The organism is Flavobacterium keumense (assembly GCF_029866485.1).
GTDB lineage: Bacteria > Bacteroidota > Bacteroidia > Flavobacteriales > Flavobacteriaceae > Flavobacterium > Flavobacterium keumense.
Genome location: NZ_CP092332.1, coordinates 775,804 through 795,775 on the forward strand (window position 1 = coordinate 775,804; position 19,972 = coordinate 795,775).

The window sequence follows — 19,972 nt, forward strand, 5'->3', positions numbered from 1 at the left end:
TTAGGATTGATTTCTTTCGCGAATGCGTTTGTAAAATTTGAATCCAAGCATAATGAGAATGGAAAATAAGAAAATCCCAATTACGCCAAAAATCCAATTGACCGCATTTTTCAAAATGACCAAAAACACCACTGCAAACAAAATTATAGTAGCTCCTTCGTTCCAAATTCGCATGAAATTCCCCGTGTGTTTTACTTCATTATTTTGCAATTGTTTGAAAATTTGGTGGCATTTTAAATGGTATAAATACAACAGAAATACAAAACCTAATTTGACATGCATCCAAGGCATTTGAAGCCAAGCATTGCCCATTTCGGTAAAAAACAACATCCAAAATGCAAAAAAACTAGCTAAAATTGCCGAAGGCCAAGTGATAATATACCACAAACGGTAGCTCATAATCTTGAATTGCTCTTGCAAAATTTCCTTTTCGAGCGATGGTTTTTCCGAAGCTTCAATTTGGTACACAAAAAGGCGCACAATGTAAAATAATCCTGCAAACCAAGTGATGACAAAGATTAAGTGCAACGATTTTAGGTAGTTGTAGTATTCCATATTTTCAAGTTTCAAGTTTCAAGTTTCAAGTTTCAAGTCCGTTAATAACCTGAAACGTTAAACCTGAAACTAATTTAATTATTAATCCATTTTGCAATTACTTCGCACCATTGGTCATCATCATTCAAACATGGAATAGTATGGAAATTTTCGCCTCCATTTTCTTTAAAGCTATGAGCGGCTTCCATACCAATTTCTTCTAAAGTTTCTAAACAATCAGAAACGAAAGCAGGTGTAACTACCGCCAAGTTTTTGATTCCTTTTTGTGCCAAACCATCGATAGTAGCATCCGTATAAGGCTGTAGCCAAGGGTCTCTTCCTAAACGGGATTGAAATGAAGTGCCGTATTTTCCTTCTTCTAAACCTAATGTTTTAGCCACGTTTTTTGTGGTTTCATAACATTGATGACGGTAACAAAATTCGTGCGCTGCCGATGGCGTGTTGCAACACGAACCGTCAATTTTGCAATGTGATTTTGTAACATCCGATTTTTTGATGTGGCGTTCTGGTACTCCGTGATACGAAAACAATAAGTAATCGTAATGCCCCTTGTTAAGGTCGCGTTGTATGGAATTGGACAAGCTTTTCACATAATCTTCGTCATTATAAAATGCAGGAATAGAACGGAATTTCATGTTTGGAAATTGGGCTTTGCGAATTTCTTCTGCCAATACCAAAATCGTTTCTGTAGTCGCCATCGCAAATTGCGGGTACAACGGAATGAGCAGTACTTCGTCAACGCCTTTTTCGTGTAATTCTTTCAAGCCGCTTTCAATAGATGGATTCCCGTAACGCATGGCTAATGCAATAGGTGTTGGGGTTAGTTTTTGCACTTTGTCCAACAATCTTTTAGACAAAACTACTAAAGGCGAGCCTTCGTCCCACCAGATTTTTTTATAAGCTTTCGCTGATTTTTTTGGACGAGTGTTCAAGATAATTCCTTTGACTAACAACGTTCGTAACAAGTACGGAATATCGATAACGCGTTCGTCCATAAGGAACTCGCCTAAATATTTTTTTACATCTTTAGGTTCTGGACTGTCTGGCGAACCTAAGTTGACTAATAATACACCTTTCATGGGTTGAGGTTTTATACGTTTGTGTTAATTGACATCAAATATTTCTTTGGGGTGGTGGCAAATTTTTTCTTGAAAGCCGCAATAAAATGACTTCCGGTACTGTAACCAATTTTTAACCCTACTTCGTTGACATTATAGGAGCCGCTATCGAGCAATTTTCGAGCGTAGTCCATTTTGTAATCAAAAAGGAAGCCATAAACTGTGTCGCCATAAATTTGTTTGAATCCCATTTTCAATTTTTTCAAATTGAGTCCCACTTGGTCGGCTAATTCTTGTAAGCCAGGCGGTTCAGCCATATTGGCAATGATGATTTCTTTGGCTTTTTTGATTTTAAAAACGTTGTCTTCGTCAATTAAAAACGGACATTGTTCGGCATTAGGGTCTTCGGTTTTGTTGAAATACAAACTCAACAACTCGTAGCCTTTTCCTTTGTAATACAAATTTTTAATGGAAGGATGCAAGCTATAATGAAACAACTGACTTAATACAATTGCCATCGACGGACTGATATTTCCTTCGTTATAATACTTTTTGTCTTTATTATCGGGACTTAAAAATGTGATATAATAGGCTTCGGTAGAAAATAACGCGTGAAATTTTTTGATGGAAATAATTACCGAAATCACCCAAGAATTAGGTGCCAATTCTAAATTCAACGGTAATTCTTTTTGTGGATTGTACAGCAGCAGTGATTTTTCTTCCTTTAATTCCAAGGCATAATTCCCTTGATTGAAAATAAACTTAGCGTTTCCTTTAATTCCAAAATGAAACTGAATCAGCCCACTGCCCACTTCGCGTTGCGCATGAAAAGGAGTGTCGCTATCATTTTGAAAGCGAATTAGCGTAAAGTCGTTTTCGATGGTTATAACTTCTTGTGAACCCATAGCGATATTTTTTTAGCAACTAAAAAGGATTAAAATCCTTGAGTAGGATTTAAAATTGTTTCAAAACCGAATTTAAACCTACTTGATTTTAGTACAAAAATAGATTTTTTTACTATAAAAGTACGATTTCAATTCAAAAAATCATTCAGCGACACAATTAGCCCTTGTAGCGTTATTTTTATCAAGCCCTTAATGATATTTTTGTTCCACTTTTTAGAAAAGTATACTTTATGGAGAACCATCATACATCAAAACCTCATTCTTTTTATGCCGTTGGCGTAAGCTATAAAAAAGCTGATGCGGAGATAAGAGGAAAATTTAGTTTGGATGCGGTTGCAAAAATGCGCTTGTTGGATCAAGCAAAAACAGAAGGAATTGAAAGTTTGATTGTGACTTCTACGTGCAACAGAACTGAAATTTATGGTTTTGCAGAACACCCTTTTCAACTGATTAAATTGATTTGTGAAAACAGTCAAGGGTCGGTTGAAGCCTTTCAAAAATATGGTTTTGTTTACAAAAATAAAGAAGCGGTAGGCCACCTTTTTAGAGTGGGAACCGGTTTAGACAGTCAAATTTTGGGCGACTTTGAGATTATTTCCCAAATTAAAACGAGCTTTTTTCAAGCCAAATCCGTTGGTTTAGTGAATGCTTTTCAAGAGCGTTTAATCAATGCAGTAATTCAGGCCAGTAAAAAAATCAAAACAGATACCGAGATTTCTTCGGGAGCGACTTCGGTTTCGTTTGCTTCGGTGCAATACATTTTGAATAATGTGGATGATATTGGTAACAAAAATATTTTGCTTTTTGGTACCGGTAAAATCGGAAGAAACACCTGCGAGAATTTAGTGAAACATTCGAAACACGAACAAATTACCTTAATCAATCGTACCAAAGACAAAGCCGAGAAATTAGCACAAAAATTAGATGTAGTAGTTAAAGATTATGCTGATTTACAATTGGAAATTCAGAAAGCGGATGTTTTGGTAGTGGCTACGGGCGCTCAGAACCCAACGGTGGACAAAACGATTTTGAATTTGAAAAAACCGTTGTTGATTTTGGATTTATCCATCCCTAAAAACGTGAATGAAAATGTAGAAGATATTGAAGGAGTTACTTTGATTCACATGGATTATTTGTCGCAAATCACGGATGAAACCCTAGAAAACAGAAAGAAACATATCCCAGCTGCTGAGGCCATTATTGAAGAAATCAAAGACGAATTTTTGACTTGGTCCAAAGGCAGAAAATTTGCCCCAACGATTCACGCTTTAAAAGAAAAATTGCATTCAATAAAAGAAGGAGAGCTGAGTTTTCAACGTAAAAAACTAGTCGATTTTAACGAGGAACAAGCCGAAATCATCAGCAATAGAATCATTCAAAAAATCACGAATCATTTTGCGAATCATCTCAAAGACGAAGAAACGATGGTGGATGAAAGTATTGAGTGGATTGAGAAAGTGTTTAATATTGGTACAACACAAAAGAATGAGTAAAACGATACGAATAGGAACCCGTGATAGCGAATTGGCTCTTTGGCAAGCGCATACCGTTCAGAAAAAATTGAATGATTTGGGTTATACCACCGAAATTGTGGCGGTAAAATCGCAAGGGGATATTATTCTTGACAAACCTTTATACGAACTAGGAATCACTGGAATTTTTACCAAAACTTTGGATATTGCTATGATTAATGGTCAGGTGGATATTGCAGTACATTCGATGAAAGATGTGCCAACGGCTTTACCACAAGGGATTGTACAAGCCGCTGTTTTGGAACGCGCCAACACCCTTGATATTTTGGTTCACAAAGGCAATTTGGATTTTCTAACTACAACAGGAACTATTGCAACCGGAAGTTTGCGTCGTCAAGCACAATGGTGGCACAAATATCCGAGTCATCAAGTGGTGGATTTGCGCGGCAATGTCAATACCCGCATGCAAAAATTAGCCGAAAGCGATTGGAATGGAGCTGTTTTTGCCGCAGCAGGTTTGGAACGAATCAATCTCAAACCAGAAAATTATATCAACCTCGATTGGATGATTCCTGCTCCCGCACAAGGGGCTATGCTGGTAGTTGCGATGGCGAATGACGAATTTACCAAAGACGCCGTGAGTCAGTTGAACGATATTGAAACCGAGATTTGTACCTATATTGAACGCCAATTTTTAAAGACTTTAGAGGGTGGGTGTACCGCACCAATTGGCGCTTTGGCACAATACGACGAAGAAAAAGACACAATCGAATTCAAAGGAGTGTTGTTTTCCGTTGATGGAAAACAAAAAATCGAAATTGAAAAATCAGTGGATATATCCGAATGGAAAAAATTAGGTTTCTATTCTGCTCAAGAAATTTTGAATAACGGAGGTGCCGAATTGATGACAAAAATCAAAGCAACTTTAAAAAAATAGGTTGTACCTACAGCTGATAACGATTAGACAAAAAGTAGTATATTTGTATGGATATAAAAATCATTAAAGATGAACTACAAGATATCATTCAAGGAAAGAGCGGAAATAGCCAAAAAACTCTTATCCAAGCAATTGCCAGTTACCTTGGAACAAGCCAAAGAGCAAGCACAATGGCTGAAGACGATAAGCATTACAAACAAGAAGAAACAAAGAGCTTAATCAATTATATTGACCAAAACAATCTTTGGGTAAATGACAAAGTAAATTTTGATTTATTTGTATCTGAAGGGGCAGAACAGAAGGTTTACATTAAAAACAACAAAACAGTTTATAAATTAAATGATTCTATTTATTACTCAACTTGGCACGAGTACTTTATAAACTTAATGTTAAACAATTATTTTTTCCCAGAAACGTCCTACACACTTGTAGGATTTTGTAACATTGACAAAACGCTTTATGCTTTAGTTGAACAAGCATTTGTAAAAGCAAATCAGCCGACTAATTTAGATCAAGTAAAAGAGTTTATGGAGGCTAACGGATTTGAAAACACCAGAAATCACGATTATTATCATCCAATATTAAAAATAATTCTTGAAGATTTACATGATGAAAATGTGTTAACTCAAGAAGGTGTTTTGTATTTCATTGATACTGTATTTTATAATAAATAATGAAAAATCTAACCCGAATTGTATCGACGAAAGTGCTTTTGAGTCATCAGAAACAAGTCTTGACGGATGTTGGTTTGGAGGTTTTGGAGTCCAATTTCATTCAAGTGGAAACCAAAAATTTTGAGTTAAAAGGAATTAAAGACAATTTAATTTTTACGAGTCAGAATGCGGTGCGAAGTTTTTTAACTCACCCAAAATTGGAGGAATTAAAATCGGAATTTCAGCAGAAAAAAGTTTTTTGCGTAGGCGTAAAAAGTAAAACAATTTTGACCGATGCGGGTTTTGAAGTAGTAGCCTACACAGATTATGCTTCGGACTTAGCCGAGATCATCAGTTTGATTTATGCCAATGGAAGCTATACTTTTTTCAGCGGCAATTTGAGAAAAGAAACCTTGCCTTTGGCACTAAAAGCCGATGGAATTGAGTTCAACGAAATTGAAGTATACGAAACGAAATTGAACCCACACAAGATAACGACTACGGTAGATGCGATTTTATTTTTTAGTCCGTCAGGAGTTGAAAGTTATTTGAAAGAAAATACTATTAAAAAGAAATGTGCTTTTGCATTGGCGAAACTACCGCTGAGGCTTTGGAAAACAAACACATAAAAAACATCATAATTGCAGAACATCCTTCGGTTGAAAATGTAGTTACAGAAGTTAAAGAATATTATTATAATTAAACTTAGTGCCTTTGCGCCTTTGTGGCAAAACAAATGAAAATGATTAAAAACGACCTTTTTTTAAGAGCTTTAAATAATGAAAAAGTAGAACGTCCACCCGTTTGGATGATGCGTCAAGCAGGAAGATACTTGCCGGAATTTAGAGCGTTACGTGACAAATACGATTTCTTTACACGTTGCGAAACCCCTGAATTAGCTGCTGAAATCACAGTACAACCTATTCGTATTGTGCAACCAGATGCGGCGATTTTGTTTTCTGATATTTTGGTTGTACCAAGAGCGATGGGTATTCACGTAGAATTGAAAGACAATTTAGGGCCGATAATCCCGAATCCAATTCGCACCATGGAACAGGTGAATCAAGTATTTGTTCCAGATGTAAACGAAACTTTAGGTTATGTTTTTGATGCCATCAAATTGACCAAAGAAATGTTGAACGATGAGGTGCCATTGATTGGTTTTGCTGGTTCTCCTTGGACGATTTTTTGTTATGCTGTGGAAGGAAAAGGTTCTAAAAGTTTTGATACTGCCAAAGGATTTTGTTTTTCCAATCCAGTGGCGGCGCACACCTTGTTACAAAAAATTACCGATACTACTATTCTATATTTGAAAGAAAAAGTAAAAGCAGGTTGTAACGCCATTCAGATTTTTGATTCTTGGGGAGGCATGTTGTCGCCAACAGATTACAACGAATTCTCTTGGCAATACATCAACCAAATTGTAGAGGCATTAGCTGACCAAACTAAAGTAATTGTTTTTGGAAAAGGGTGTTGGTTTGCTTTAGGCGAAATGGCCAAATCAAAAGCTTCGGCTTTAGGAGTAGATTGGACCTGTTCGCCAAGAAATGCACGTTATTTAACAGGAGGCAATATTACCTTACAAGGAAATTTTGATCCAAGTCGTTTGTTGTCTCCAATTCCAACCATCAAAAAAATGGTGCATGAAATGATTGACGAATTTGGCAAGGACAATTACATCGTCAACTTAGGTCACGGAATTTTACCCAACATTCCTGTGGATCATGCGAAGGCGTTTGTGGAGGCGGTGAATGAATACAATAAATAAGCTCACAGCCGACAGCTATTAGCTAAAAGCTATTTAAAATGAAAGACAAGTTTTACCAATACATACAAACCCTTCAAGACCAAATCTGTAAAGGATTAGAGGATATTGATGGGGTAGCTAAATTCCGTGAAGATCTTTGGGACAGACCCGAAGGCGGTGGTGGAAGAACGCGCGTAATAGAAAACGGTTCCGTATTTGAAAAAGGAGGCGTTAATATTTCAGCCGTACACGGAAAACTTCCTGATTCAATGCAAAAATTATTCAACGTAGGCGAAGCTGATTTTTTTGCTTGCGGATTGAGTTTGGTGATTCATCCTAAAAGCCCAATGGTACCAACGGTGCATGCCAACTGGCGTTATTTTGAGATGTACGATGATCAGGGTATGGTAATCAATAGTTGGTTTGGCGGAGGCCAAGATCTAACTCCGTATTATTTGTTTGAAGAAGATGCGATTCATTTTCACCAAACATGTAAAACCGCTTGTGACAAACACAACAAAGATTTTTATCCAAAATACAAAAAACAATGTGATGCGTATTTTTGGAACGCACATAGAAATGAAGCGCGAGGAGTTGGGGGTTTATTCTTCGATTATTTGAAAGCAACCGAAGAACAATCGATGGAAGATTGGTACAACTTTGTTACTGAAGTTGGGAATTCTTTCCTTGAAGCGTATTTACCAATTGTAAAGAAAAGAAAAGACGTGCCTTATACACCAGAACAAAGAACTTGGCAAGAAATTCGCCGTGGTCGTTATGTTGAATTTAATTTGGTTCACGACAAAGGCACCTTATTTGGTCTAAAAACCAATGGCCGAATAGAAAGTATTTTGATGAGTTTGCCACCACACGTTCAATGGCATTATGACTATCATCCTGTGGCTGGAAGCGAAGAAGAAAAATTGTTGAAAGTATTAGAAAAACCAGTTGAATGGTTATAAGCTGTTAGGTTTTAGCTTTCAGCCGTTAGCAATTTGAATTATGAGAGATTATAAGAAATTTTTAGTTTGGGAAAAATCACACGCTTTAACTTTAGCTATCTATAAAGTTACAAGTTCATTTCCTAAAGAAGAAATTTTCGGATTGACAAGTCAAATTAAAAGAGCTTCTAGTTCAATTCCAATGAACATAGCTGAAGGTTGTGGAAGAAATTCTGACAAAGATTTTTGTAGATTTCTTTATATTGCATTTGGTTCTGCTAACGAATTAGAATATCAACTATTATTGAGTATTGATTTAAAATTTATTGAGCTGGAAAATGGCCAAAAACTTCTTTTTCAAATAGAAGAAGTAAAAAAAATGTTAAACGGATTAATAACAAAGTTAAATAAAGCTAACAGCTAACAGCTGAATGCTATAAAGCTAAAAGATATGTTCCCATTACACAGAGGTAGAAGATTACGTGTGAACGAAAGCATTCGTTCTTTAGTTAGAGAAACCACCTTAAGTCCATCCGACTTTATGTTTCCGATGTTTATTGCAGAAGGAGAAAATGTGCAAGTCGAAATTCCATCGATGCCTGGAATTTATCGTCGTTCGATAGATTTAACCGTAAAAGAAGTTCAAGAATTATTCGATTTAGGGATTCGTGCCGTGAATATCTACGTAAAAGTAGGCGAAGATTTAAAAGATAACACAGGCAAAGAAGCATGGAATCCCAACGGATTAATGCAACAAGCCATTCGTGCCATCAAATCGGCTTGTCCTGAGATGATTGTGATGCCTGATGTGGCTTTGGATCCGTATTCTGTTTATGGTCACGATGGAATCATTGAAAATGGTGATGTAGCTAACGATGCAACGAATGATGCTTTGGTAAAAATGGCCGTTTCGCATGCACAAGCGGGAGCCGATTTTGTTGCGCCAAGCGATATGATGGACGGACGCGTATTGCGTTTGCGCCAAGGCCTGGATGCAGCAGGCTTTGAAAATGTAGGTATTATGAGTTATTCGGCTAAGTATGCTTCGGCGTTTTATGGTCCGTTTCGAGATGCGTTAGACAGTGCACCAAAAGAAGCCGATATTGAAGTACCAAAGGACAAAAAAACCTATCAAATGGATTATGCCAATCGTATTGAAGCCGTTAAAGAAGCTCTTTGGGACGTTGAAGAAGGCGCTGATATGGTGATGGTTAAACCCGGAATTGCCTATTTGGACATTGTTCGCGAAGTAAAAAATGCCGTAGATGTTCCAGTAACAGTTTTCCATGTGTCTGGCGAATATGCGATGATTAAGGCTGCAGCCGAAAGAGGTTGGCTCGACAATGACAAAATTATGATGGAACAATTGATGTGCATCAAGCGTGCTGGAGCCAGTTTGATTTCGACTTATTTTGCAAAAGAAGCCGCGATATTATTGAAGAAATAATAGCCAAAGCTTCCAGCCTTTTGAAGGCTGGAAGCTTTGAAAACAATAAAAACCATTCGACTACTCGGGTGGTTTTTTATTTTGAACCAAAATCGATTATCTTTATCTAATGGAAACAGTGAATATCAAAACACCTTTAGGAATGGCCACCATCAAAGGGGACGAAAACGGCATTGCAATAATTTCGATTGCTGATGAAGGAGAAATTTCTAAGGTAATCCCGCCTGTTTTACAAGAAGCGGTGACGCAACTCCAAGACTATTTTGATGGAAAACGAACGCATTTTGATTTAAAATTAAATCCTGCTGGAACTGATTTTCAGCAAAAAGTATGGAAAGGATTATGCGAAATTCCTTTTGGTAAAACGATGAGTTATTTGGAATTAGCCAAACAACTTGGCGATGTAAAAGCGATTCGTGCGGTTGCTTCGGCCAATGGTAAAAATCCGTTATGGATTGTAGTGCCTTGCCATCGCGTAATTGGAACTGACGGTTCACTTACCGGTTATGCCGGCGGTTTGTGGCGTAAAAAGTGGTTACTCGAACACGAAAATCCAAGCACGCAACAAAGTCTTTTTTAATGAGACTTCTTAGATTGTTAGAAATTTAGATATGTTTTATTCTAAAAAATAATTACAGTTTATTACTTTTAGATTTTTATACTACTGTTAATCCAAAAAACTAACCATCTAACCAGTCTAATAATCTCAACCCTCTATCCCATGATCGAAAAAATCAACCTCAATCACATTCTCTTTTTAGACATTGAGACCGTTCCTGAAGCAGAACATTTCCATTCGCTTGACGACGAAATGAAAGCGCTTTGGGAAAACAAAACCCAGTACCAACGCAAAGACGATTGTAGCCCCGAGGAGTTTTATGACCGTGCAGGCATTTGGGCTGAGTTTGGTAAAATCGTCTGTGTTTCGGTGGGGTATTTTGTCGTTAAAGGCGATGTGCGTAATTTTAGAGTGACGTCTTTTTTTGGCGACGAAAAGAAAATTTTGCGCGATTTTAATAATCTATTGAACAATCATTTCAATCAAGCCCAACATATTTTGTGTGGACACAACGCTAAGGAATTTGACATTCCGTTTCTAGCACGCCGTATGATTATTAACCAAATTCCTATTCCGAATAAGCTGAATTTATTTGGCAAAAAACCTTGGGAAATTCCGCATTTGGATACGTTGGAGTTGTGGAAATTTGGTGATTACAAGCATTTCACTTCGTTGAAATTGATGTGTAAAGTATTAGGAATTCCCTCCTCAAAAGGCGATATCGATGGCAGTCAGGTGGGGCATGTTTATTATGTAGAAAAAGACATCGACCGAATTGTAACCTATTGCGAAAAAGACACGATTGCCGTAGCACAGATTTTTCTACGTTTGCGACGCGAAGACTTATTGATTGATGACGAGATTATTCATGTTTAATCGGAACACAAATTGCACAGATTCCACCAATTGAGTTAGTATAATTTGTATCATCAGTATTAAAAAGATAAATTATAGAATAACAGAAAATTTTCATTTTTATGAACACAACGAAACAACTAGCGAAACATTTAAGGGAACTTTATTTTGGTGCCAACTGGACTTGTGTCAACTTCAAAGATACTTTGGCAGATATTAGTTGGCAAGAAGCAATCACAAAACATCAGGATTTCAATACTATTGCAGTTTTAATTTTCCATTCTAATTATTATATAAATAGAGTTCTAAAGGTTTTAGAAGGAGAATCTCTGAATGCAAGTGACAAGTATAGTTTTGATTGTCCGGCGATTACGTCTCAGGAAGAATGGAAAAAATTTGTTCAAAAGAGTATGGATGAAGCAGAGCTGTTTGCTCAAGAGATTGAAAAATTAGATGAATTGAAATTATATGAAGTTTTTTCAGAAGAAAAATATGGAAATTATTTCAGGAATATAGTAGGAATTATTGAACACGCGTATTATCATTTGGGACAAATAACTTTGATAAAAAAAATGATACAACAAAAAGGATAATAACGGTTTCTTTATTGATATTGTAATTTGAAATTGTCTTTACAATTGATTTATTACATTTACAAAAAATATAAATTATGGTATTAAGTAGATTTTGGTTGGCTATTTTTATTTCCTCCATAGCTTTTGTAGTTTTCAGTTTGTTTTCAGGAGGCAATTACACCATTGACCACGTGCTGAATGGAAAAAAAGACGATCCGATTTTAATTTCAGAAAAATATTTGGAGCAAGTCCCAGCTTTTGTAAAAGATAGTATTAAAAATGCTCCTGAACAAACCATGGTTGTCAACCGAGACACCATCAATGCCGATACCACCTATGTTTTCCAAAATAAAACCGTAAAAATCTACAGTGGTGTTCAAAAGTCAGATGGCCTGCTACCTACTTGTAAAAACAGTTTGTTGGACTTGATAATTCCGTTGATTGCTTATTTAGCTTTCTTTTGCGGTATTATGGAGCTGTTGATTATTTCTGGGGCAGCTGAGAAATTAGCACGCCAATTGAGTCCGATGTTTGCCAAAGTATTTCCTTCAGTCCCAAAAAACCACGAATCGATTTCGTATATGACCTTAAATTTTGCGGCTAATTTCCTTGGATTGGATTCGGCTGCCACACCTTTTGGTCTAAAAGCAATGGAAAGTTTGCAGGCTATAAATCCAGAAAAAGACAAAGCTAGTGATGCACAAATCATGTTCATGTGTTTACACGCTGCAGGATTGACCTTAATTCCTACTTCTATCATTGGTTATCGTGCTGCTGAAAATGCTGCCAATCCAGCCGATGTCATGTTACCGTGTATTTTAACTTCCTTCATAGGAACAATTGCCGCCTTTTTAATTGTTGGGATTCGCCAAAGGGTCAATTTTAAAAGCGCTTCCTTGTTAGTCGCTTTGATGACAATTATTGCAGGAATTGTGGGTCTTTTGTTTTACATCAACACCTTGGATTTAATTGGTAAAAACTTTTTTACCTCCAATCTTTCAGGATTAATGTTGGTAGCTATTATTGGTTTTACCTTGATTTTTTCTTTTGTAAATGAGAAAAAATTTGTGGCTCATGACACTACTATTTTTGACACTTTTGTAACAGGTGCCAATAATGGTTTAAAAACGGGGGTTACTATTTTTCCTTATGTAATGGGAATGTTGGTGGCGATTTCGTTTTTTAGAAATAGTGGTTTATTTGAAATCATCAGTAACGGAATTTCTTTTGTATTCTCAAACATTGGTGTAAGCAAAGAAATTACCGATTCGCTTCCAGTTGCTATGTTGCGACCTTTTAGTTCAGGTGGATCACGTGGGTTTATGATTGATGCGATGCGCACCTTTGGACCAGATTCTTTTACCGGCCGATTGAGTTCTATTTTCCAATGTAGTGCCGAAACGACTTTTTATGTAATTGCTGTGTATTTTGGATCTATCAAAGTAAAAAACACCCGATACACACTAAGCACGATGCTTTTGGTGGATTTGATTTGTGTGATTACTGCGATTTTGGTAGCGAGCTGGTTTTTTTAAAACTATAATCCTGCAAGGTTTGTAAAAGTGTACGAACGATGGCTTGTTATGATATTTTCCTTTTGGAGAACGACCGGACTGAAGTCCAGTCTTCTTAAATGAGTCGATCCGATGGCTCTTATACATATCCAAGTTCCGTAGGGACAACTCATTTTGTTGCAGATTGATCTTAGTTATGGATGCTCATTTTTGTGGTTCGACCGGACTGAAGTCCAGCCTTCTAAAATGAGCCGAGCCGATGGCTCTTATACATATCCAAGTTCCGTAGGAACGACTCATTTTGTTGCAACGGATTTTAATCCGTTGGTGTAGGAACAATTTATTTTATAAGGAATGATCAATTTTGTTGCAACGAATTTCAATCCGTTGGCATTATGATAACAATTGATTTTCATCTAATGGGTTAGGGACAAATACAACACAATTCCAAGTATAGTAATTTAGCAAAATAACAGCAGAGTAAATGCCAAACATTCCGTAACTTTACGTTTTTAAAAATTCAATCATGGACTTTATATATCAAGACCCGTATCCAATTTTAAAAGACGATACACAATACAAGAAATTAACTTCTGACTTTGTACAACTAGAACAATTAGGGAATCGAGAAATTCTAACTGTTGATCCCAAAGGATTAGAATTATTGGCACAAGAAGCCATGAACGATGTCTCGTTTCTATTGCGTACGGCACATTTGCAAAAACTAAACAACATTTTGAACGATCCAGAAGCGACAGATAATGACCGTTTTGTGGCCTACAATTTATTGCAAAATGCAGTTGTGGCGGTAGAAGGGCAGTTGCCATCGTGTCAGGATACCGGAACAGCAATTGTAATGGCTAAAAAAGGCGAAAATGTATACACTGGAGCCGATGATGCCGAATGGTTGTCCAAAGGAATTTTCAATACCTACCAAAGTAAGAATTTGCGTTACTCGCAAATTGTTCCGATATCGATGTTTGAAGAAAAAAATTCAGGATCGAATTTACCGGCTCAAATTGATATTTATGCTAAAAAAGGCGCATCGTATGAGTTTTTGTTTTTAGCAAAAGGAGGCGGTTCGGCTAACAAGACGTTTTTGTACCAACAAACTAAATCGCTTTTGAATGAGAAGTCAATGGAGACTTTTATTCGTCAAAAAATCAAAGATTTGGGTACTTCGGCTTGTCCGCCGTACCATTTGGCGTTAGTGATTGGCGGTACTTCTGCCGAAGCAAATTTAGCTGCCGTGAAAAAAGCCTCAGCAGGTTATTTTGACAATTTACCCACTTCTGGAAACATGGCTGGTCAAGCCTTTCGCGATTTAGAATGGGAGCAAAAAGTATTGGAATTTTGCCAAGAAAGTCATATTGGAGCGCAGTTCGGCGGGAAATATTTTGCTCACGATGTGCGCGTGATTCGTTTGCCACGTCATGCCGCTTCTTGTCCTGTTGGCTTAGGCGTTTCGTGCTCGGCAGACAGAAATATCAAAGGAAAAATTACCAAAGACGGTATTTTCTTAGAGCAATTAGAAACCAATCCAAAACAATTTTTACCGGCTACGCCACCGCATTTGGAGGCACCCGTTGAGGTAGATTTGAACCGACCAATGGCGGATATTTTAGCTGAATTATCTAAATACCCTATCAAAACCCGTTTGAAATTAAACGGAACTTTGATTGTAGCTCGTGATATCGCTCACGCCAAAATCAAGGAATTATTAGATGCCGGTAAACCAATGCCCGACTATTTTAAAAATCACCCAATTTATTATGCAGGACCGGCTAAAACCCCAGAGGGAATGCCATCAGGAAGTTTTGGACCTACTACCGCAGGTCGTATGGATGTGTATGTAGAAGAGTTCCAAAAAGCAGGCGGAAGCATGATTATGCTGGCTAAAGGAAACCGTACCAAACAAGTAATGGATGCCTGTAAAACCTACGGCGGATTCTATTTAGGTTCCATTGGTGGCCCTGCTGCGATTTTAGCCAAAGAAAATATCGTATCGGTTGAAGTAGTTGATTTTCCAGAATTAGGTATGGAAGCTGTTAGAAAAATTGAGGTAAAAGATTTCCCAGCCTTCATCATTACCGATGATAAAGGGAATGATTTCTTTGAGAATTTGTAAAAACTAGTTTTCCTGCAAGTCCCGAAGCGTCGGGATCAAACCATATAGGTATAAAAAATTAACCTGCAAAGCATAATTGTCTTGCAGGTTTTTATTTTTTGGGCGTTGGCCGGGCTGTACGCTGTATCTTTTGTTTCAGTCATTACCAGGAGGCACGACGCTGCAATCTAAAACAAAAGGATGCCGCTTCCATCCCTAACGCGGTCTATCTTGAAGGAGACGTTTAATGTTCTTCACTAAATCATTTTTGTTTAGTCAATGTCATTCCGACGTAAGGAGAAACGTCTGTTCAGCGAAGCTAAATCCCATTAGTTACTCTCGTTATATGATTTCTCACGTTGATCGAAATGACAAATACAAAACTAGTCTCTTTCTGTCTTTCTGTCTCGAAGCGTCGGAATGACAGATGAAATCACATTATTTGTATACTCCTCTTTTTTATACGTTTTTATAGAATCGAGTGAGCCATTTTGATTGTAAAAATACCAATCTCCTATATAATACCAATGGTCTTCTTTTTCATTGTGGTCTAGTTGGGTATGCCCTTTTTTCATGATTTTACCATTGGGATAATAGAAAGTTAACCGTGAGGAATTGGTATGGTATTTTTCTTTTTTAACGAGTTTTCCTTTGCGGTAGTGTTTCCAAGTACCTACTTCATTGCCTTTACGATAACGTCCTTTGATAGTGTATATTTCATCTAACGTGTCTACAGTAATCCATTTACCCTCTCGATGATGATTGACCATCTGATTGGTTTTGGACTTGCAGGATACAAGACTAATTATAATAACTACTGAAAATAGGAATCTTTGGAGCATAGCTTATGGATTTAGGGTTATGTTTTTATAATATTAGGTTCATTGAATTTCATTTAGGGTGAAGGCGAGGGAAATAGTAAGATGTTCGCAGCAACAGGGGGAGTACTAATTGGGTTCATTAATGTATGCATGTAGTGGGCTTGTATTAAAATCCAATAACGAGATGGTCGTAATAGTTTTTGGGGCCAAGAGCAAAGACTAGTCCAAAAGTTACCGACGAGTTTAGTTTGTTTTGATAAGGGAAACAATAGCCTATGTGTAGTTTAATTGCGTTTAAAACATTGATTCCTAGGCTAGGCTGAAGGTCTTTGTTAGAAAATGCAATACCTCCTTCAAAAGTTTGTAGAAACCGTTGTTGCACCCCAAGTGTTATCCGGTTTTCTGTCGAAAAATTTGTTGCTAATGCGGCATTCATACTGAAAGGGTTTTTGGTATAATTGTCAGAAAATCGGTAACTAACCCCTGTTTGAAAATAGGAGGTGTTTTGGTATTGGTATCCCAATTCAACAGCCATTCCTTGTGCGTAAAGAAAAGCACTAGAACAGTTACAAATAAGTACATACAGAAGGTGTCGCAAAGGGTAAAAATGTTGGGTTAGGGTTCTTGCTGCAAGATAATTTTGTTTCGGTATTTTTTATCCAATCGGATGGCGGCAAAAGGGCGGAGTGTATAAGAAACGGGATTTCCTGTTGTCACTTTATAATGTACTATAATAGTACCCATAGCACCCATAGCCACACCTTTAATCTCAATTGTGGTGGGTTTATTAGTTTCTTGTAATATAATGGGTACTATAAATTCGCGATTAAAATCAACGGTTGTGGCTTGCCCTTCTTTTCCCATCACGCTCGCAGCACCGAAGAGACTATCAAATTTTTTTTGAGTGTCTATCCGGTTGTTTTTTACAGGAAGTTTAGCGTTATTTTTTACAAAAAAATGAGATAGAAGCTGGTAATCAATGCTTCCTAATTGGGGTGTGTTCTCAACAGGTGTAGCATCAATAAATGCTTCCCCGGAATATATTTTATATTTAACCTTGAATCCATTAGGCACATAAAAAACCAAAGGCAGTTTACTATTGTAGGGCATTATTTTAGGAGGGAGATGGATGAATTTTTCTTGTTTTACATTGTCCAAACAAGCCATTAGGGTCGTGATGCTGTTTCCATTGGACGCTACCTTATAGTAACGGTATCCCCAGCCCTCTAAAGTGATTTCATTACATTCACCTAGTAAGGTGTGGTAATTACAATCGACCATTTCATTTTTGCCAATAAATACTTCAATGTGATGGTTTTCGTCATTTTCGGTGGCTGGCAGCTGTATGTATAGCTGTTGGTAACCTTGTTCAGCTTTTGGGAAAAAATCTAATTCAGAAGGTGATTGTGATTGTGCAAACGCAACACAAGAGGCAACCATCATCAATAAAGCAATAGTAGACTTCATAAATAGGGATTAAATTATATACTGTAAAGGGAATTTGATTTGGGGTCAAATGCAGTCACAGGGCAGTTCAAATGTAAGAAAAATTGTTTTGCAATTGGAAAAGGAGGCAAAATAAATTATACAATAGGGCAAATAAAAAACCTTGTAGGTTAGTATGTAACTGTAAAGGGTCGTTTTGTAGACTACTTTTGAAACAACAAAGGTGCAAATTCAGACAAATAATCACGCCAGTTGGACCATGTATGCCCTCCCGTAGTTTCGTGGTACTCGTATTTGATTTGCAGGCTGTCGAGTAGTTTTCTATATTCATTGGATCTTTCAAAAAGGAAGTCAGAGTTGCCAATACCTATCCAATACAATTTGAACCCATTGTCTCTTTGTGCTTTCAGTTTGTTAGTAAAATCTCTATACACAGCTGCTTGTGAATCTTTAGGTTGTAACATCGCCGATGAAAATACCCCTACATAATCAAAGGTGTTAGGATAATTAGCCGAGATCACTAAACTGTGCATGCCGCCCATAGAAAGCCCTGCAATGGCACGAGACGCCTTTTCTTTCTTTACACGGTAATTGCTCTCAATAAATTGGATGATGTCTCCAAAAGCCGCTTCCGTTCGTCCAGAAAAAGTGGCGGGACGCATAAAAATAGGTTTCACAAATCCTTCGCTAGATTCTCCTGGAGTTGCGGTTTGATCAGCGTTTCCATTTGTCATGACCACAATCATCGGTTTTGCTTTACCTTGAGCGATTAAATTGTCCATAATTTGAACGTTACGACCCAATTCCATCCAAGCATTTTCATCGCCACCTGCACCATGCATTAAGTACAATACAGGGTATTTTTGTTTGCTGTTTTCATATCCCGCTGGGGTGTAAACAGTCAATCGGCGTGTAGTTTCCAGCTTTGGCGAAGTGTACCAACGTTTTGCCACCGTTCCGTGAGGGACGTCAGTTACTTTATACAAATCGGCTTTTCCACCACCCACTAAAAATACGTTTACCACTGTGGATACATCGCGAATTAAAAATGCATTATTTGGGTCGAAAGCTTTAACGCCATCTACAAAAAACGAATAACTGTACAATTCTGGATTAAGTTTTTTGGTAGTAAAACTCCAAATACCGTCTTCGCCTTTGGTTAACAAACCACCTTCAGGAACGCAATCGCCTTGTACTTTTACTTCTTTGGCATTTTTGGCATCCAGTCGAAAAGTAACGGTATTGTCAGCATTAATTTCGGGTGAAATGATGTCTTTCTTTTTGGAAAAATCAACATTTTCTTGTGCTTGTGTTCCAATACTCAAAAAAAGTAAAGCAAGGATTAAAAGGGTTTTTTTCATTTTTGGTTGCGTTAGGTTCATTGTGTCAATATGTCGCAATATAAAATTAATTTACGGATTTTAGAGCAGATATTTTCTGATTTTTTTTGGAAGAACTATGTCGTCCCTACGGGACTTTTTCTTTTCCGTAGACCGTTATGTTACCAATATACAATCCCTACGGGATTAATTAATTGTATGGGTACATATACATAAGTCAAGTTGCACACTATGTGGTTAAATAACTATATCGTCCCTACGGGACTTTATCTCCTTAGTATGTCTAGTGTTACAGCTATGTCATCCCTACGGAATTAAAGACATTAACTTGAAGTGATAAATGGAATGTATTAGTCCATTTTCATTTCGGGAATATCTCCCTCAATGATTAAGTTCGCTTCTGTTGCAGCAATAATATGTTCTACGCTTACACCCGGTGCGCGTTCTAGTAGTTGAAACCCTTTTGGAGTGACTTCCATGACGGCAAGTTCTGTTACGACTTTTTTGACACAACCTACGCCTGTAAGTGGGAGGGTGCATTTTTTAAGAATCTTACTTTCGCCGGCCTTGTTGACGTGCATCATAGCCACGATTATATTTTCGGCAGAGGCCACTAAATCCATAGCGCCACCCATTCCTTTGACCATTTTTCCTGGGATTTTCCAGTTGGCAATATCGCCATTTTCAGCTACTTCCATCGCGCCTAAAATAGTTAAATCGACGTGTTGCCCACGAATCATTCCAAAACTCAATGCCGAATCAAAAAAACTGGCTCCGGGGAGTGTGGTGATGGTTTGCTTTCCAGCGTTGATGATATCGGCATCTTCTTCACCTTCAAAAGGGAAAGGCCCCATGCCTAACACGCCATTCTCCGACTGAAATTCAACTGAAATATCATTGCGCACATAATTGGCCACCAAAGTTGGAATACCAATTCCTAGGTTAACATAGTAGCCATCTTTGACTTCTTGTGCGATTCTTTTTGCGATTTCTTCTTTTGTTAACATAGCATTAATGTATCAATTTATCAATTTATTAAT

Annotated in this window: 21 protein-coding genes; 13 read left to right on the forward strand and 8 right to left on the reverse strand. The window is 37.4% G+C overall.

The annotated features are described in order from the left end of the window. The 3 genes from MG292_RS03280 to MG292_RS03290 form a co-directional block, all read right to left on the reverse strand. Positions 1 to 555 (reverse strand): CopD family protein, encoded by a 555-nt coding sequence (locus MG292_RS03280; RefSeq protein WP_264534123.1) that lies wholly within the window; start codon positions 553 to 555, stop codon positions 1 to 3. A gap of 74 nt (positions 556 to 629) precedes the next feature. Beyond that, positions 630 to 1,634 (reverse strand): ferrochelatase, encoded by a 1,005-nt coding sequence (gene hemH, locus MG292_RS03285; RefSeq protein WP_264534122.1) that lies wholly within the window; start codon positions 1,632 to 1,634, stop codon positions 630 to 632. An 11-nt stretch (positions 1,635 to 1,645) separates the two neighbouring features. Further along, on the reverse strand, positions 1,646 to 2,518 hold the full coding sequence (locus MG292_RS03290; protein WP_264534121.1) for a helix-turn-helix domain-containing protein: 873 nt from the start codon (positions 2,516 to 2,518) through the stop codon (positions 1,646 to 1,648). Positions 2,519 to 2,748: 230 nt separating this feature from the next. On the opposite strand from MG292_RS03290, the gene hemA reads away from it, so the two are divergent. The 13 genes from hemA to MG292_RS03355 all read left to right on the forward strand — a co-directional run bounded on the left by hemA (position 2,749) and on the right by MG292_RS03355 (position 15,346). Continuing rightward, positions 2,749 to 4,011, forward strand: coding sequence for a glutamyl-tRNA reductase (gene hemA / locus MG292_RS03295; RefSeq protein WP_264534120.1), 1,263 nt, complete (start codon positions 2,749 to 2,751; stop codon positions 4,009 to 4,011). Then, the gene (gene hemC, locus MG292_RS03300; RefSeq protein ID WP_264534119.1) at positions 4,004 to 4,927 is read left to right on the forward strand and encodes a hydroxymethylbilane synthase; all 924 of its coding nucleotides are present in this window, start codon (positions 4,004 to 4,006) and stop codon (positions 4,925 to 4,927) included. Before hemA ends, hemC begins: the two co-directional genes overlap by 8 nt. A 47-nt stretch (positions 4,928 to 4,974) precedes the next feature. Next, a complete protein-coding gene (locus MG292_RS03305) occupies positions 4,975 to 5,601 on the forward strand; it encodes a putative polyvalent protein kinase domain-containing protein (RefSeq protein WP_264534118.1) in 627 nt (208 codons plus the stop codon). Then, positions 5,601 to 6,209 (forward strand): uroporphyrinogen-III synthase, encoded by a 609-nt coding sequence (locus MG292_RS03310; RefSeq protein WP_342032616.1) that lies wholly within the window; start codon positions 5,601 to 5,603, stop codon positions 6,207 to 6,209. Before MG292_RS03305 ends, MG292_RS03310 begins: the two co-directional genes overlap by 1 nt. 113 nt (positions 6,210 to 6,322) lie before the next feature. Continuing rightward, positions 6,323 to 7,348, forward strand: coding sequence for a uroporphyrinogen decarboxylase (hemE, locus tag MG292_RS03315; RefSeq protein WP_264534116.1), 1,026 nt, complete (start codon positions 6,323 to 6,325; stop codon positions 7,346 to 7,348). Between the two features lie 38 nt (positions 7,349 to 7,386). Beyond that, positions 7,387 to 8,289: an oxygen-dependent coproporphyrinogen oxidase gene (hemF, locus tag MG292_RS03320; protein ID WP_264534115.1), complete on the forward strand. Its 903-nt coding sequence runs from the start codon at positions 7,387 to 7,389 to the stop codon at positions 8,287 to 8,289. 40 nt (positions 8,290 to 8,329) lie between these two features. After that, a complete protein-coding gene (locus tag MG292_RS03325) occupies positions 8,330 to 8,692 on the forward strand; it encodes a four helix bundle protein (RefSeq protein ID WP_264534114.1) in 363 nt (120 codons plus the stop codon). Between the two features lie 27 nt (positions 8,693 to 8,719). Beyond that, positions 8,720 to 9,715, forward strand: coding sequence for a porphobilinogen synthase (gene hemB / locus MG292_RS03330; RefSeq protein WP_264534113.1), 996 nt, complete (start codon positions 8,720 to 8,722; stop codon positions 9,713 to 9,715). 109 nt (positions 9,716 to 9,824) lie between these two features. Beyond that, complete coding sequence (locus tag MG292_RS03335; RefSeq protein ID WP_264534112.1) at positions 9,825 to 10,295, forward strand: methylated-DNA--[protein]-cysteine S-methyltransferase; 471 nt, start codon at positions 9,825 to 9,827, stop codon at positions 10,293 to 10,295. Positions 10,296 to 10,436: 141 nt separating this feature from the next. Then, positions 10,437 to 11,150, forward strand: a complete 714-nt coding sequence (locus tag MG292_RS03340; protein ID WP_264534111.1) for a 3'-5' exonuclease — start codon at positions 10,437 to 10,439, stop codon at positions 11,148 to 11,150. A gap of 101 nt (positions 11,151 to 11,251) precedes the next feature. Next, positions 11,252 to 11,722 (forward strand): DUF1572 domain-containing protein, encoded by a 471-nt coding sequence (locus tag MG292_RS03345; protein ID WP_264534110.1) that lies wholly within the window; start codon positions 11,252 to 11,254, stop codon positions 11,720 to 11,722. A gap of 77 nt (positions 11,723 to 11,799) precedes the next feature. Further along, on the forward strand, positions 11,800 to 13,239 hold the full coding sequence (locus MG292_RS03350; RefSeq protein ID WP_264534109.1) for a nucleoside recognition domain-containing protein: 1,440 nt from the start codon (positions 11,800 to 11,802) through the stop codon (positions 13,237 to 13,239). 505 nt (positions 13,240 to 13,744) lie between these two features. Beyond that, positions 13,745 to 15,346 carry a fumarate hydratase gene (locus MG292_RS03355; protein WP_264534108.1) on the forward strand — a complete coding sequence of 534 codons (1,602 nt, stop codon included), beginning with the start codon at positions 13,745 to 13,747 and terminating at the stop codon, positions 15,344 to 15,346. 362 nt (positions 15,347 to 15,708) lie between these two features. On the opposite strand, the gene MG292_RS03360 is transcribed toward MG292_RS03355, so the two are convergent. The 5 genes from MG292_RS03360 to MG292_RS03380 all read right to left on the reverse strand — a co-directional run bounded on the left by MG292_RS03360 (position 15,709) and on the right by MG292_RS03380 (position 19,939). Beyond that, positions 15,709 to 16,167, reverse strand: a complete 459-nt coding sequence (locus MG292_RS03360; RefSeq protein ID WP_264534107.1) for a toxin-antitoxin system YwqK family antitoxin — start codon at positions 16,165 to 16,167, stop codon at positions 15,709 to 15,711. Positions 16,168 to 16,312: 145 nt separating this feature from the next. Beyond that, positions 16,313 to 16,681 (reverse strand): hypothetical protein, encoded by a 369-nt coding sequence (locus MG292_RS03365; protein WP_264534106.1) that lies wholly within the window; start codon positions 16,679 to 16,681, stop codon positions 16,313 to 16,315. 80 nt (positions 16,682 to 16,761) lie between these two features. After that, positions 16,762 to 17,613, reverse strand: a complete 852-nt coding sequence (locus tag MG292_RS03370; protein ID WP_264534105.1) for an ecotin family protein — start codon at positions 17,611 to 17,613, stop codon at positions 16,762 to 16,764. Between the two features lie 182 nt (positions 17,614 to 17,795). Continuing rightward, complete coding sequence (locus MG292_RS03375) at positions 17,796 to 18,953, reverse strand: esterase (protein WP_264534104.1); 1,158 nt, start codon at positions 18,951 to 18,953, stop codon at positions 17,796 to 17,798. A 329-nt stretch (positions 18,954 to 19,282) separates the two neighbouring features. Further along, complete coding sequence (locus MG292_RS03380; RefSeq protein WP_264534103.1) at positions 19,283 to 19,939, reverse strand: CoA transferase subunit B; 657 nt, start codon at positions 19,937 to 19,939, stop codon at positions 19,283 to 19,285. Positions 19,940 to 19,972 lie beyond the last annotated feature (33 nt).

What these genes read in the sequence shown, in the direction of transcription:
- MG292_RS03280 (WP_264534123.1), bottom strand. Translation starts at nt 555, where the DNA reads ATGGAATACTACAACTACCTAAAATCGTTGCACTTAATCTTTGTCATC.
- hemH (WP_264534122.1), bottom strand. Translation starts at nt 1,634, where the DNA reads ATGAAAGGTGTATTATTAGTCAACTTAGGTTCGCCAGACAGTCCAGAA.
- MG292_RS03290 (WP_264534121.1), bottom strand. Translation starts at nt 2,518, where the DNA reads ATGGGTTCACAAGAAGTTATAACCATCGAAAACGACTTTACGCTAATT.
- hemA (WP_264534120.1), top strand. Translation starts at nt 2,749, where the DNA reads ATGGAGAACCATCATACATCAAAACCTCATTCTTTTTATGCCGTTGGC.
- hemC (WP_264534119.1), top strand. Translation starts at nt 4,004, where the DNA reads ATGAGTAAAACGATACGAATAGGAACCCGTGATAGCGAATTGGCTCTT.
- MG292_RS03305 (WP_264534118.1), top strand. Translation starts at nt 4,975, where the DNA reads ATGGATATAAAAATCATTAAAGATGAACTACAAGATATCATTCAAGGA.
- MG292_RS03310 (WP_342032616.1), top strand. Translation starts at nt 5,601, where the DNA reads ATGAAAAATCTAACCCGAATTGTATCGACGAAAGTGCTTTTGAGTCAT.
- hemE (WP_264534116.1), top strand. Translation starts at nt 6,323, where the DNA reads ATGATTAAAAACGACCTTTTTTTAAGAGCTTTAAATAATGAAAAAGTA.
- hemF (WP_264534115.1), top strand. Translation starts at nt 7,387, where the DNA reads ATGAAAGACAAGTTTTACCAATACATACAAACCCTTCAAGACCAAATC.
- MG292_RS03325 (WP_264534114.1), top strand. Translation starts at nt 8,330, where the DNA reads ATGAGAGATTATAAGAAATTTTTAGTTTGGGAAAAATCACACGCTTTA.
- hemB (WP_264534113.1), top strand. Translation starts at nt 8,720, where the DNA reads ATGTTCCCATTACACAGAGGTAGAAGATTACGTGTGAACGAAAGCATT.
- MG292_RS03335 (WP_264534112.1), top strand. Translation starts at nt 9,825, where the DNA reads ATGGAAACAGTGAATATCAAAACACCTTTAGGAATGGCCACCATCAAA.
- MG292_RS03340 (WP_264534111.1), top strand. Translation starts at nt 10,437, where the DNA reads ATGATCGAAAAAATCAACCTCAATCACATTCTCTTTTTAGACATTGAG.
- MG292_RS03345 (WP_264534110.1), top strand. Translation starts at nt 11,252, where the DNA reads ATGAACACAACGAAACAACTAGCGAAACATTTAAGGGAACTTTATTTT.
- MG292_RS03350 (WP_264534109.1), top strand. Translation starts at nt 11,800, where the DNA reads ATGGTATTAAGTAGATTTTGGTTGGCTATTTTTATTTCCTCCATAGCT.
- MG292_RS03355 (WP_264534108.1), top strand. Translation starts at nt 13,745, where the DNA reads ATGGACTTTATATATCAAGACCCGTATCCAATTTTAAAAGACGATACA.
- MG292_RS03360 (WP_264534107.1), bottom strand. Translation starts at nt 16,167, where the DNA reads ATGCTCCAAAGATTCCTATTTTCAGTAGTTATTATAATTAGTCTTGTA.
- MG292_RS03365 (WP_264534106.1), bottom strand. Translation starts at nt 16,681, where the DNA reads ATGGCTGTTGAATTGGGATACCAATACCAAAACACCTCCTATTTTCAA.
- MG292_RS03370 (WP_264534105.1), bottom strand. Translation starts at nt 17,613, where the DNA reads ATGAAGTCTACTATTGCTTTATTGATGATGGTTGCCTCTTGTGTTGCG.
- MG292_RS03375 (WP_264534104.1), bottom strand. Translation starts at nt 18,953, where the DNA reads ATGAAAAAAACCCTTTTAATCCTTGCTTTACTTTTTTTGAGTATTGGA.
- MG292_RS03380 (WP_264534103.1), bottom strand. Translation starts at nt 19,939, where the DNA reads ATGTTAACAAAAGAAGAAATCGCAAAAAGAATCGCACAAGAAGTCAAA.